General features: G+C 56.7%; 12 protein-coding genes. 4 read left to right on the forward strand and 8 right to left on the reverse strand.

Annotated features, from left to right (window positions below; translation table 11 throughout):
* Window positions 1–94 precede the first annotated feature (94 nt).
* From H6G62_RS01690 to H6G62_RS01725, 8 genes are all read right to left on the reverse strand, one after another.
* Window positions 95–1,030 (reverse strand): methyltransferase domain-containing protein, encoded by a 936-nt coding sequence (locus tag H6G62_RS01690; RefSeq protein WP_190492381.1) that lies wholly within the window; start codon window positions 1,028–1,030, stop codon window positions 95–97.
* Between the two features lie 77 nt (window positions 1,031–1,107).
* Entirely contained in the window at window positions 1,108–1,287 is a 180-nt protein-coding gene (locus H6G62_RS01695) for a hypothetical protein (protein WP_190492382.1), read from the reverse strand.
* A gap of 503 nt (window positions 1,288–1,790) precedes the next feature.
* Window positions 1,791–1,982 carry a DUF2949 domain-containing protein gene (locus tag H6G62_RS01700; RefSeq protein WP_190492383.1) on the reverse strand — a complete coding sequence of 64 codons (192 nt, stop codon included), beginning with the start codon at window positions 1,980–1,982 and terminating at the stop codon, window positions 1,791–1,793.
* Window positions 1,983–2,284: 302 nt separating this feature from the next.
* Window positions 2,285–3,541 carry a tocopherol cyclase family protein gene (locus H6G62_RS01705; RefSeq protein WP_190492384.1) on the reverse strand — a complete coding sequence of 419 codons (1,257 nt, stop codon included), beginning with the start codon at window positions 3,539–3,541 and terminating at the stop codon, window positions 2,285–2,287.
* Entirely contained in the window at window positions 3,541–4,299 is a 759-nt protein-coding gene (locus tag H6G62_RS01710; protein ID WP_190492385.1) for a SprT family zinc-dependent metalloprotease, read from the reverse strand. Before H6G62_RS01710 ends, H6G62_RS01705 begins: the two co-directional genes overlap by 1 nt.
* A 27-nt stretch (window positions 4,300–4,326) precedes the next feature.
* Window positions 4,327–4,782: an NUDIX hydrolase gene (locus tag H6G62_RS01715; protein WP_190492386.1), complete on the reverse strand. Its 456-nt coding sequence runs from the start codon at window positions 4,780–4,782 to the stop codon at window positions 4,327–4,329.
* A 363-nt stretch (window positions 4,783–5,145) separates the two neighbouring features.
* Entirely contained in the window at window positions 5,146–5,724 is a 579-nt protein-coding gene (gene rdgB, locus H6G62_RS01720) for an RdgB/HAM1 family non-canonical purine NTP pyrophosphatase (RefSeq protein ID WP_190492387.1), read from the reverse strand.
* Between the two features lie 215 nt (window positions 5,725–5,939).
* Window positions 5,940–7,208, reverse strand: a complete 1,269-nt coding sequence (locus H6G62_RS01725) for an ATP-binding protein (RefSeq protein ID WP_190492388.1) — start codon at window positions 7,206–7,208, stop codon at window positions 5,940–5,942.
* 456 nt (window positions 7,209–7,664) lie between these two features.
* Here H6G62_RS01725 and H6G62_RS01730 point away from each other — a divergent pair, with 456 nt between their 5' ends.
* The 4 genes from H6G62_RS01730 (at window position 7,665) to H6G62_RS01745 (ending at window position 12,477) form a co-directional block, all read left to right on the forward strand.
* Complete coding sequence (locus H6G62_RS01730; protein WP_190492389.1) at window positions 7,665–8,507, forward strand: response regulator; 843 nt, start codon at window positions 7,665–7,667, stop codon at window positions 8,505–8,507.
* A gap of 392 nt (window positions 8,508–8,899) precedes the next feature.
* Complete coding sequence (locus tag H6G62_RS01735) at window positions 8,900–10,537, forward strand: CmpA/NrtA family ABC transporter substrate-binding protein (protein WP_190492390.1); 1,638 nt, start codon at window positions 8,900–8,902, stop codon at window positions 10,535–10,537.
* Between the two features lie 216 nt (window positions 10,538–10,753).
* Window positions 10,754–11,596, forward strand: coding sequence for a nitrate ABC transporter permease (gene ntrB / locus H6G62_RS01740; RefSeq protein WP_190492391.1), 843 nt, complete (start codon window positions 10,754–10,756; stop codon window positions 11,594–11,596).
* On the forward strand, window positions 11,593–12,477 hold the full coding sequence (locus tag H6G62_RS01745; protein ID WP_190492392.1) for an ABC transporter ATP-binding protein: 885 nt from the start codon (window positions 11,593–11,595) through the stop codon (window positions 12,475–12,477). Before ntrB ends, H6G62_RS01745 begins: the two co-directional genes overlap by 4 nt.
* Window positions 12,478–12,573 lie beyond the last annotated feature (96 nt).

The raw sequence follows: 12,573 nt of genomic DNA on the forward strand, positions 1-12,573 counted from the left end.
GCAAAGCTTTTAGGACACATCCTGGACGCTTCCATTGTACGGGCGCATCTGTGCGGACGCACAACCCTATCCCCGACTCCCGATGCCCGACTCCCTAACCCCGCACCGCACGAAACATGCCAAACCGACACAGCCCTGCCCCAAAGGCCAACCGCATCAGCAGAATGGTGGGCACTTCGCGTAGGGATTTGATGAAGCCGGAGAAGCCGAATTTAATTAATCCCTTGGGCCGCACGATGCCCTGCCAGATGGAATCGAGCCAGGAGGGCAGGGTTTCCTTCGACCAGTCAGCGGTGGTGACGGTGCCATCAACGAGGCCCGTGGCTTCTAGGTGTTCGGAGAAGCCTTCGATGCTGGCGAACTGAGGGTGTGCCCATTGATCTAGCAATTGCCGCATGACGGGCTTTTCCCAGGTATTCAGGGGCTTTCTACGGTCGTCCCGCTGGTTCCAATCGGCCACGACGAGAAGGCCACCGGGCTTCAGCACCCGCATCAGTTCTTTGGCAAAGATGGCCTTATCGGGCATGTGGGGGCCAGCCTCCACCGACCACACCACATCAAAGCTAGCGTCGGGGAAGGAGAGATTCATGGCGTCATCCACCTGGAACTGGGCGGTGACTCCGGCGGGGGTGAGTTCCGTGGCCCGCTGCACCTGCTGGGGGCTGATAGTGACGCCTGTGACCGCAAAGCCATAGTCCCGGGCCAGAATTCGGGCGCTGCCGCCAATGCCGCAACCCACATCCAGCACCGTCGTCCCGGCGGGCAAGCGATCCAACCCGCCCCAGCGCACCATTTCGTGGACAAAATCCGCCTTGGCGGCCAAAAACGGCTTGCGACGCGGCGGCGACCCGTAGTGCCCTAGGTGAATATGTTCGCCCCAGTAAAATTCGAGGATGCCGTCCTGGGTCCATTGGTCGTAGGCATTGGCTACGGAATTAGACGACTGGTAGCGGCGGGCAGTGAAGAAATAAACTACTAAGCCTAGCCCCAGCAGCCCCACGAGAAGCCCCAGAATCGACAGAAATCCCATACTAGAAATGTTTCCAACACTTAACAATCTTGCCTTTCATTGTGGCAAGGTTGGGGGATCGGCGCAACGATGCGGGGCTAGGGCTGGGACGGAGCCGACACCCAAAGGCACAATTCCGCCGGGGGCGCGGAGGACGGGGCCAATCCGTGGGCGGGAATCTGAGCATGGGCGACACCGTTCAGCAAGACGGTATTCAGCAGCACGGCCAAACCGCCCGATACGGCCATTAACCCAAGCCACTCGACGTAATCTCTCATGCGCGTGTTCAACCTAACTAATGTCTAGGGGGCAGGGCATTGGCCCAGGGGTTACATGTTTGGGAAAGCCCCCCGTCAAACCCATACCATCATAGGACGGTGCTGGCCGTTGCGACCTGTCTTTGTGCCCGCTGAAGCGACTGTCTAGGGGAACAACGCCCAAAAAAATCCCCCAGTAAACCACCGGGGAATCCCATCAGGAGACGCCTATCTGACGCGTAAGCTCAAAGGCTAAGCCGCCCTTTCAACGTTTCACCGTAGCTTAACGAAAGACGTGAGCTTAGGACTAAAAAGACCGTGGTTTTACGGAAATGACACAATGGTCTTTAAAGTTTGTAAAGCCGTAGGTGAGGATGGCTAAGAACGCACTGTTTTAGGGCCAACCGTTGCCCTAACGCGGTGCCAGGAAGCCTGCCTAGGCCACCCTAGGAGTAGCCTAAAACGAACAAAGGCGCAGTCTGAGCTGCGCCTTTGACCATCGGCCTAGAACGGCTAGGCGGACATCAGGCGGCTTCCATCCAGTCATAGATTTGCTCAAGTTGCTCTAGGGTAACTAAACCGTATTGCCATAGGATCATCGGCAGTGGCCCTGGATCCTGTTCACTGTGCTTGAGGGCTACCTGCAACGAAGCCGTTGAAATGGCTAAATCATCTTGCAGGAATTGCAGCAAGTTTGGGGTCGTATTAACCGTCATTTTTATCACCTCCTTAGTTGAATCACGATAGGGTGGCAGGATGTTGCCCACGATTGTACACAAGGATGCCCACTTGGCAACATCAATTTTTGATTAGGGTAGCGAATGTTTGATGTCCCGCCCACTTTTTGGGAAAGATTACGCCCATAGACATAGAAATGGGCGGTTGGAGGGCAGGGCAACCTTCGTTCTCAGGGGCTTCGCCTCAATGTAGATCACCGCGATCCCCATTGTCCTGGTTAGATCAACGGGTTAACCCGCCTTTGGCATGGGGAATATCCCCCCTTCTTGCCCCAACCGCCTCAACCATCGGCAGAAATCCAGTCCTCATCCCAGGGGCCACCCCCGGTTTCTAGGCTGGCGAGGGTGCTTTGGGCGGCGATCAACAGGGTGAGGGTGTGGCCATGCTTACGCCAGAGGGTGAGGCTGAGGTGTCCCTGGGCGGTTTCTTGGCAGCGGAAGGTGAGGCCGCTTTGGGTGGGCGCACGCAGCGGAGTGCCGGGATGATCGGTGTGGCCGGAGAGTTCCACTACGTAATCGGGGCGTTCGGCCCGCAAGCGCCAGGAACCCCAGGGGGCAATGTGCCAGCGCACGGTGGCATTCCAGGGCACAAATTCGTAGAACTGCCCCTGGTGATGGATGCCGATCATCGCCACCTCCTCCATCCAGGAAATCACCCGACGACGGCCCCCCCCAGCGGTGAGAGAAAGGTCGGGTTGGTCGAAGGCGTTGCAGTGCAGCCAAAACCACTTTTGGGGGAAGGATCCGCCCCAGTTTTTTTCGCTGTAGGCGGGGGCTTGGGTAAAGTCGTAGCGCTGCCCCTGCCACTCGATCCATCCGGTGGACAGCCCATGGGCCATCAACACCTGCCAGCCCGGTTCAAAAATTTGCAACTGGGACAGCCAACCAGCGGTGGATTGCTGGGCTTGGGTTGGGTTTCCCCAGCCATAGACGGGTTCGGTGGCATATTGCCAGCGCACGGTGTCACCGCTGCTGGGGTCGTAGAGTTGGCCCTGGTGCCAGGTGGCGGTAACTTGGTAGCCCTCCTGGATCTGGCGATCAAATTCCCCCGGCAGGAGGAATTGGGGTGGGGTGAGGGAGTGAGGGGGTGACGGGGGGACGGGGGGACGGGGGGACGGGATGCTGGGATCGGGCGGGGGGGGATCGGTGGAGGCTGGGCCGATGGGATAGCGCCAGTGGCCTAGGCCAAGCCCCTCCTTCCAGGCCCAGAACAACTGGGGGTTGGGGAAGGTGCGGCACAGGTAGCGATCTTGGGGGCCAAGGATTTGGGCTGCACCGCCACTATGGGGTTGGCCCCCACCGGGATCTTCGATGGAATACATGAAGGCGAAACTGTGGCCCACCTCCGGTAGGGTGACCCGGAAGTACCAGCCCTCAAAAAAACGGCGACGGGTGCCTGTCCAGTGGTAGCCGCTGTGGGGCGTTTGGAGGGGATGCAGACGAGCGGGGTCTGATCCGCGCCAGGATTGCCAATTTAGGGGATTCGCTCCCCAAGAAAACTGCGCCCAGGGGACTTGGGGAGGATTTGGGGTCGGCATTAGGACTCTACCCAGCGGGGCACGTAGCGCCAGCCATCGCGGATATGGTTGCGGTGGTGCTGGTAGTCGGATTGCTTATCTCCCACCAGCCGCCAAAAGGCTTTGGAATGGTTCATGTGGACAGTGTGGCACAGCTCATGGACAAAGACGTAGTGCACCAGCTCCGGCGGCAAAAACAGCAGTTTGTAATTTAGGCTGATGTCCTTATGGTTAGAGCAACTGGCCCAGCGGGTTTTCTGGCCGCGAATGGAGACGTTATTAAACGGCAGACCCACCTCAAAGCTCAGTTCCCGTAGCCAGGGGGCAAACTCGGCGCGGGCTTTGCGAGTCAGCCATTGGCGCAGCAGATCCACACAGGCGGCCTCATTGTCCACATCGCCACGAATTTGCAGGGTGAGGGGGCTGGGCTGGGTGAGGGTGATGCGCTGACTGCGACTGGCTTTGTAGAGGACTTCCCAGGTTTGATGACGGGATCGCAGTTCAATCTGGCTGGGCTTGGCCTCAAAGTGATCCTGGGCAAGGGTAGCGGTTTTGTGCTCAATTTGTCGCACCGTTTGCCACAGCCAAGATCGCCGCTTGTGCAAAATGTCCGGTACCTGAACGGGGTCAAACCCTGGGGGAATCACCACTTCAATGTCGCCATTAAGATGCACCTTGATGGACACATGGCGGGCGCGGTGGCTCTCCCGAATCCGGTAGTCCGGTAGCCCAGGGGGGAGCATTTCTAATAATTCAAGCTGCTGAGAAGGCTCGGTCATGCCAATGGCCCGATCACGTTGCCTGTTTTATCCTACGGTTTCTATACTACGGTGGTCGAGAAACGAGAGCAAAATTTCTTGGTGAGGACGCCCTATCGGACGCACCTGCCCCGCCCGTTCCGAATAGCGCTGGCCCTGGCGAATCTCCTCCACCGTCCACAGGCCCAAATCCCAGCCCTCCATCAGATCCAGGGAGTCCACCGCCACGGACAACGGCCCATAGAATACATGGCGCACCACATAATCCATCTCCATCCGCTGAAACAGATCGAGATCGGAGGGAGTGTAGCCAATTTCCTCCAGTAGCTCTCGCCGCATGGCCGTGGGCGGGTCTTCCCCTGGTTCGATATGGCCGCCAAAAAAGCCCCAGTGCCCAGGATAGAGAATGCCGGGAATGTCATCCCGCAGTTGCAGCAAAAAGCGATCCCCTTGGTACAGAATGGCCACCGCCACTTCAGGTTTTTCTGCCGTTTGGTCTGTCATGGCCGTCTGCTACAGATACTGGGCTGCTGGGCTGCTGGGCCAGAGATAGGGCGAGACCATCGCCACCACCTACTCCCAAAGACGAGCCCTCTGAGTTATACCAAGTTGGCCCAGGAACGGCAAACCCTGAATCCCTTGCGCCCGTCTCACGATTGAACGCCAGCCAAATCCATGCTCCTGGCCCAAGATCCAATCATACTAAATCCGGCTTGTTGGCCCCCGGTATCAGCGGGCGAGGAGACCTCACCCCTAGGGTTTGCTGGGCTGGGAATCGGGGTTATCCGTTATCCAATTAGGATTTGTATGAGTCGTCGATCCGCTTTGATCGTTAGCCGGGCTAGATAGTCAAGACCCTGGTGAAAGTTACGATAACTCCAGCCTTTTTAGATCGGGCATGAACTGCCGAAAAGCTACGCCTCGGTGGCTGTGGATCGCTTTTTCGGTGGGGGAGAGTTCCGCAAAGGATCGCCCCAGTTCCGGCACATAAAAAATCGGGTCATAGCCAAAGCCGCCATCGCCCTTGGGATCGGTGAGAATTTCGCCCCGGCAGATGCCTAGGGTTTCTAGGGCAATTGTGCCATTGGGACGGGCCAGGGCCAGGGCACAGACAAATTGCGCTCCCCGGTTGGGCTGTCCTTCCAGTTCCCGCAGCACTCGTTCAATCCGGGCCTGGTCGGTATCGGCATAGCGGGCGGAATATAGGCCAGGGGCACCGTCTAGGGCATCCACCTCTAGGCCAGAATCATCGGCGATGGCCCATTGTCCCAACGCCTTAGCCACCTCTGAGGCTTTCAGTCGGGCATTTTCCAGAAACGTTATCCCTGTTTCGTCAACCTCTAATGCATCGGGCTTAAGCTGCAAATCCCAGGCCAGATCGCCTAGGTAGGCTTGCATTTCCTTTAATTTACCGGGATTTCCGGTGGCAACAACAACGGTAGGCATGGGGGTTTCGTCGCGGTTAGACGTGGGCTTGTATCAAATCAGTTAGATGACGTATGCCGCCATTGTCCTGGGCCGTCACGCCGACCCAGCCGTGGGAACCAGGTCGAAGATCCTGAGTGTGTTCCCACGGGGCATCGTGTAGCGTCGGGTCATCATGGTTGAGTCAGGTGGGTTTGATCATGGCCTTCCCACTGTATCTCAATGGATGACACACCCTAGAGTTGGAGCGTCGGCTTAGGACAATGGGTAGCTGTCAACCGCGCCGGAATCCAGGGTAGACGCACGGTAAAGGTGGTGCCTTGGCCCTGGCGACTGGTGACGCCAATGGTGCCGTTTTGCAGATCCACAAATTGTTTCACGATGCTCAGCCCTAGCCCGGTGCCGGGGATGTTGCTGACATTGCGACCCCGATGAAAGGGTTTGAACAGGTCGCGACGGTCGCTGAGGGGAATGCCCATGCCTGCATCCTGCACCCGAAAGGTGAGCGTGTTTTGCCGTCGCGAGATCTTCAGCGTAATAACACCGGAGGGCGGCGTATAGCGGATGGCGTTGGACAATAGGTTGCCCAAAATCGACCGCAACAGCCGTTCATCCACCTCGGCCCACAGGTGTTTTGATCGGCAGGCGAACTGAATGGGATCCAGGGGGCGGCGATAGTCCGGCTCCGCCAGCAGCCTTTGGCAAAAGGCCACCAAATCTAGCGGCTGCGGGTTCACCTCCAGCACCTTGGCTTCAATTTTGCCAATCACCAGAATGTCGTCGATCATCTGGGTCATGCGTTCCACATTGGTGTTAATGGCCCGCAGGTAGTCAGTCTTTTCCTCTGGGCGCAGTTGGGTGTCGTAGCGGTTGAGGGAGGACACCGACAGGGCAATGGTGTTCAGCGGGTTGCGAAATTCGTGGCACACCATGGAGACAAAGCGGGAACGCATCTCGCTGAGTTGCTGAAGCTGTTGGTTGGCGGCCTGCAATTCGGCAGTGCGCTCCTGCACCTTTTGCTCTAGTTCCTCGTTGGCCCGTTGGAGAATCTGCTCAGCCCAGCGCCGTTGAGTAATGTCCCGAAAGGTGACCACTGTGCCGATGAGCCGCCCCTCCTCATCGCGCATGGGCGTACTGATGTATTCCACCGGAAAACTGGTGCCATCCTTGCGCCAAAACACTTCATTGGTGATGCGCCGCACGCTGCCATCCTGAAACGCCGCATAAATGGGGCAATCCTCCCGCTGGTAGGGCTGGCCGTCCTCGCGGGAATGGTGCATTACCGCGTGCATAGATTGGCCGATTAAATCCTCCACCGACCAGCCGATCATCTCCGCCGCCGCTGGGTTCACAAAGGTAACGTTACCCGCCAAATCTAGGCCATAGATCCCCTCACCCACGGCATTGAGGATGAGGTGATGCTGGCGGCGCAAATGCTCTAGCTCTTGGCCTAGGGGAGCGGCGGTGGGAACCGTGCGGGACGGCAACCAATAGGTTTGGGTCATCGGAATTCTAGATGAATGCAGCAGCAGATCGAGGCCGCAGGGCCGGGACGGGAAGCGGGGGAATGTATCACCTTACACAACGGGGAAACGGTTTAAGGTTTACTAAAGAATAGTGAAACAAATCGTTCTATCTGTTTCAAATTCCGATTAATCAAGATAGACCATGGTCAGCAAGGTCGTTGAAAACAAGATTAATGTAGCACAGGTCACCGTTCGATCTTGATTTGCCATGGATGTTACTAAAACCTCGTTAAAAACCTAACTAGGAGGGAATTAGGGCCGCACATCCCAATAACGTAGCGGAACCATGATTGCTGTAGGGTGTATTTGCGAAGCAAGGCACCCATCAAAACGATCATCATCGCTATCTGATTGCGTTGCGAATCCCTTCATTATCCCCGTCATACCTTGTTGATTTGCGATGGGTAGCCGTGCTGGATGACATTAGGAAAGTTCATGCCTGCAAAAACGATCTTAGTGATTGAAGATGAGGTTCAAACGCGCAACATTTTTCTAAGGTGTTTGGAGTTTGAAGGCTTCCAAGCCGTGGGGGCCAGTGACGGCACCACCGGGGTAGCCATGGCCCAACAGCACCAGCCCGACCTCGTGGTGTGCGACATCATGATGCCCGACATGGACGGCTATGCCGTGCTATCTACCCTGCGAAAGGTTCCCCAAACGGCGGGGATTCCGCTGATTTTCCTCACTGCCAAGGTCGCCATGGCCGACCTGCGCCGGGGCATGGATCTGGGGGCCGACGACTACCTCACCAAACCCTGCACCGTGGAGCAGTTCCTCGCCGCCATCAACACCCGATTGCACCGCCAGGAACAGCTTTCCGCCCTGTTGAACGCTGGCAAAACCTCCCCCCCAGGGCAACTCAACACCCCCCTTCCCAAGGGGGGCAGGGGGGATCCCACCGAGGCTTCCGGCCCCGAAAACCAGCCCGACTTTTTTCCCACTGACCCCAAACTGGCCCCAGTGTTTCAGTTCATCGAGGCCCATTATCAGCGACCCATCGGCCTGAACGATGTGGCCCAGGCCGCAGGCTATTCCCCCGCCTATTTGACCAACCTGGTGCAAACTCACACCGGACGCACCGTGAAGCAGTGGATCATTGAGCGGCGCATGGCCCAAGCCCGACAGTTATTAGCCCAGACCAATCAGTCGATTCGTACCGTGGCGGCGACGGTGGGCTATGGCGACGCGGGCTATTTTACGCGGCAGTTTCGCCAATGTCATGGCGTTTCTCCACAGCTTTGGAGACAGGAATCTGTAACAGAAATAACAAAAATATAAACTATATCATCTACATCGACTTCACAGGAGTTCGGAAAGAATCTGTAGCTAATCCAACAAAATAGGGGTGAATTTAATGGAATAGAATTATTCCTAAAGAAAGTCCCATAAACTCCCAAAAACGATCCCATCGGATTTTTGTCAGAGCTTGATAGGCTTAAATAAAGCGAGATTAAAGCGAGATCTCGTGAATTTAGGACAGCCGATGTGCACAGGCATTCTAAACAGGATGGGAAAGGGTTGACTTTGATAAAGGATTTGAGTTAGGCAGTCTGAGTTTTAACGTTTAGCCCTAACCTCTACTCCACGGTCGTCCACTGTCCACTTCAACGTTAATTGCGCCCTTGGGCGGATTGGGAACAGGTTTTTGTCGCGTTCAATGGATTTCTTCTATGGTGATTTCAGCCGTTGCAAAGTCGCTCAGTGATTGGGGACGCCTAAGCGGTGCGGCCCCTGGTTTGATGGGGTTAGGACAGCCCTGCCGCACCTGTGGCACGGTACATTTTTCCGCCGATCACTCGTCGTTTATGGCCACCATGCCCCAAGATCCGGTGGATATGGTGGATGACCTGGTGAAGATGGGCCTTTACAAGGAAAACCAGCTCCGGGCTGCCGATGCCGTAAACGCCTACGAACTGCGGAAGGCGCTATTCCTGAAGCGGGTGGGCCGTAATGACCCCCAGCGAGAAAAGCTGATCCTGGCCCTGTGTAAACAGGCAGGCGGATTAGAAAACGCCTTTGCCGCCGCCTTTGGGCCTCAGGCGGGCCTGTTCTTTGCCGATTCCGTGCGCAATAGCGGCGCGACTCGACGGGAGTTTCTGCGGAACATGGCGGTGGGGGCCGCGTTGGTGACCCTGGCCAGTTGCGCGGGGGGCGGTGGCCCAGCGGAGGATGCGGCTGAAGCACCCGTGGACACCAGCAGCCTAGAGAAAACCGACATTCGGGTGGGTTTTATCCCCATCACCTGCGCCACACCAATCATCATGTCTCAGCCCCTGGGCTTCTACGAAAAGTACGGCTTTAACGCCGAAGTAGTGAAGATGCCGAGCTGGGGTGCGGTGCGCGATTCCGCCATTGCTGGGGAACTCGACGCTTACCACATGCTGGCTCCCATGCCCATCGCCATGACCCTCGGCCTCGGTTCCGCCGCCTTTGGAGTGAAGCTGGCCAGCATTGAGAACATCAACGGGCAAGCCATCACCATCGCCGAGCGCCACAAGGGCAACGTCAACGGCCCCGCCGACTTCAAGGGTTTTGTGATTGGCGTGCCCTTCCCCTACTCCATGCACAACCTGCTGATTCGCTACTACCTGGCCTCCGGTGGGCTCAACCCAGATACCGATGTGCAAATCCGCCCGGTGCCGCCTCCGGACAGCATCGCCCAGTTGATTGCGGGGGATATCGACGCCATGCTGATGCCCGATCCCTTTAACCAGCGGGCGGTCTACGAAGGGGCGGGCTACATCCATATGTTGACCAAAGAGTTATGGGACGGCCACCCCTGCTGTGCCTTCGCCGCCAGCGACACCTGGATTGATACTAACCCCAATTCCTTCCGAGCGCTGAACAAGGCCATCATCGAAGCGACGGGCTATGCCCAAGACCCGGCTAACCGCCTTGAAATTGCGGCGGCGATCTCCGACCGGGCCTTCCTTAACCAGCCCACCGAAGTGGTGGAAGCGGTTCTGACTGGAAACTTTGAGGACGGCCAAGGCAACACCCTCAGCGTGCCCGACCGGATCGGCTTCGACCCCTACCCCTGGCAGAGCTTTGCCAAGTGGATTTCGTCGCAGCTCGTGCGCTGGGACTTGCAGGGGGATGGCAAGGCCGCCCAGGAATTGAACGACGACACCTTTGCCAGCGTGGGCGAGAGCATCTTTTTGACCGATCTGGCGCGGGAACTGGCCCAGGAGTTGGGACAAAATCCCCCCACCGAAACGGTTCGCGTAGAAAAGTTGGCCTTCGATACCTTTGATCCCGCCGATCCTGGGGCCTACGTCAAAGCTCAGATTGAGAAGTTTGGATTCTAGGAACGGCTAAATGGGATCGGTTCTGATGCGTTGCCCTAACACTTTGATCGCATTCGGTGTTCGGCTAGATGTCCCCCAATTCAGAAGGGCGAGGAGATCTCGCCACTACGGATTAAATTCCTGGACATTAGGAGCATTGACTTCGGACTGGATACCCATCAACGATGATCGCCCATCGACAACAATCGCTCTGAACAATAATGTGAGATCTTCACCATGGCATTGAGTCAATCAACCCCAGTGGGCCTTGCCCCCACCGTGAAAAAGGATCCCTGGTGGCAAAACGAAAACCTTAAGGCAGCGGCCCTGTTTGCCCTTTCCCTGGGCATCTTTCTGCTGTTTTGGGAAATTGGTGCGAGGGCAGGCTGGTTTGTGAAGGGCGTGCCCACCGCCACCGAAACCATTGGAGAATTTTGGTGGTGGGTAACCAACCCATTTTATAACAATGGCCCCAACGATTTAGGCATCGGCTGGAACCTGTTGATCAGCCTCCGGCGGGTGGCAATTGGCTACATTTTAGCCTCCCTAGTGGCGGTTCCCGTGGGGATTCTAATTGGCATGTCGCCCGTGGCCTACAAAGCCTTTAATCCCTATGTGCAGTTACTGAAGCCCGTCTCGCCTTTGGCCTGGTTACCCCTAGGTCTTTACCTGCTGCGGGATTCCGAAAAAACTGGGATCTTCATCATTTTTATCTCCAGTATTTGGCCCACGTTGATCAACACCACCTTTGGGGTGGCCAATGTCAATCAGGACTATTTGGATGTCGCCAACACCCTAGGAGCTTCCAGACTTCGCACGATTTGGAAAGTGATTATTCCCGCTGCATTGCCCAATATTGTGTCGGGTTTGCGGATCAGCATGGGCATTGCTTGGCTGGTGATTGTGGCGGCGGAAATGCTGCTGGGTACTGGGTTAGGCTATTTCATTTGGAATGAGTGGAACAACCTCTCCATCGCCAATATCCTCGTCGCCATCTTTATTATCGGACTCGTCGGCTTGTTATTGGATAGCCTATTTGCCGCTCTGGAAAAATTTGTTGCCTTTGGTCGAAACTCATGAGAACAGCCCCTGTGAACAGTTATCTCTCAGCGGATGCGCCCTCAGATACGGCTCAATTATCCATCCGCCAAGTCTCTAAAGTATTTCCCGGTAAGCGGGGCTTAATTAACAAGCTCTCCGGCAAAACCAGCCGCGATTTTGTCGCCATCCAAGACATTAACTTGGAGATCGAACCCAATACCTTTGTGTCGATTATTGGCCCCTCCGGCTGCGGTAAATCTACCCTGCTGAACATGATCGCGGGTCTCAGCCCCATCAGCGGCGGCGAAATTTTGCTCAATGGTCATCCCATCACCGGGCCAGGGCCAGACCGGGGTATGGTCTTCCAAAACTACGCCCTGATGCCCTGGATGACCGTGGAGGAAAACCTACGTTTTGCCGTCGAAACCGTTGACCCCAAAATCTCCGACAAAAAGCGCGACCGCATCATCAAGGAATACATTCAACTTGTGGGCCTGGTGGGGGCCGAACGCAAACATCCCCACGAACTTTCCGGCGGAATGCGGCAGCGGGTCGGCATTGCCCGCGCCCTGGCCATCGACCCGCAAATTCTGCTGATGGATGAACCCTTCGGTGCCCTCGATGCCCTGACGCGCGGCTTCTTGCAGGAGGAGGTCGAGCGGATTTGGGAGCAGCAGCGCAAAACGGTGATTATGATTACCCACAGCATCGAAGAAGCTCTGTTGCTCTCCGACCGCATTGTGATGATGACCCGTGGCCCCGCCGCCCGCATTGATGAAATCCTGGAGGTGCCCTTCCCCCGCCCCCGCAACCGCGAAACCATCGAGCAACACCCCGCCTACCACACCCTCAAGGCCGAAATGGAAAGCCACCTCTACCGCGAAACCCGCGCCGTAGAAGAGGCCCGAATTCAAAGATAGCCCTCACCCTAAATCCCTCTCCCTGTGGGAGAGAGACTTTGAAAAAAGTCCATTCCGGTTCCCCTCTCCCAGCGGGAGGAGCTGGGGGTGAGGGCC

This window comes from Phormidium sp. FACHB-1136 (genome assembly GCF_014697375.1).
Taxonomy (GTDB): domain Bacteria; phylum Cyanobacteriota; class Cyanobacteriia; order Phormidesmidales; family Phormidesmidaceae; genus Nodosilinea.

Bases quoted from the DNA above. Each gene is read 5' to 3' on its own strand.
- H6G62_RS01690 (WP_190492381.1), bottom strand. From the start codon at position 1,030: ATGGGATTTCTGTCGATTCTGGGGCTTCTCGTGGGGCTGCTGGGGCTA.
- H6G62_RS01695 (WP_190492382.1), bottom strand. From the start codon at position 1,287: ATGAGAGATTACGTCGAGTGGCTTGGGTTAATGGCCGTATCGGGCGGT.
- H6G62_RS01700 (WP_190492383.1), bottom strand. From the start codon at position 1,982: ATGACGGTTAATACGACCCCAAACTTGCTGCAATTCCTGCAAGATGAT.
- H6G62_RS01705 (WP_190492384.1), bottom strand. From the start codon at position 3,541: ATGCCGACCCCAAATCCTCCCCAAGTCCCCTGGGCGCAGTTTTCTTGG.
- H6G62_RS01710 (WP_190492385.1), bottom strand. From the start codon at position 4,299: ATGACCGAGCCTTCTCAGCAGCTTGAATTATTAGAAATGCTCCCCCCT.
- H6G62_RS01715 (WP_190492386.1), bottom strand. From the start codon at position 4,782: ATGACAGACCAAACGGCAGAAAAACCTGAAGTGGCGGTGGCCATTCTG.
- rdgB (WP_190492387.1), bottom strand. From the start codon at position 5,724: ATGCCTACCGTTGTTGTTGCCACCGGAAATCCCGGTAAATTAAAGGAA.
- H6G62_RS01725 (WP_190492388.1), bottom strand. From the start codon at position 7,208: ATGACCCAAACCTATTGGTTGCCGTCCCGCACGGTTCCCACCGCCGCT.
- H6G62_RS01730 (WP_190492389.1), top strand. From the start codon at position 7,665: ATGCCTGCAAAAACGATCTTAGTGATTGAAGATGAGGTTCAAACGCGC.
- H6G62_RS01735 (WP_190492390.1), top strand. From the start codon at position 8,900: ATGGTGATTTCAGCCGTTGCAAAGTCGCTCAGTGATTGGGGACGCCTA.
- ntrB (WP_190492391.1), top strand. From the start codon at position 10,754: ATGGCATTGAGTCAATCAACCCCAGTGGGCCTTGCCCCCACCGTGAAA.
- H6G62_RS01745 (WP_190492392.1), top strand. From the start codon at position 11,593: ATGAGAACAGCCCCTGTGAACAGTTATCTCTCAGCGGATGCGCCCTCA.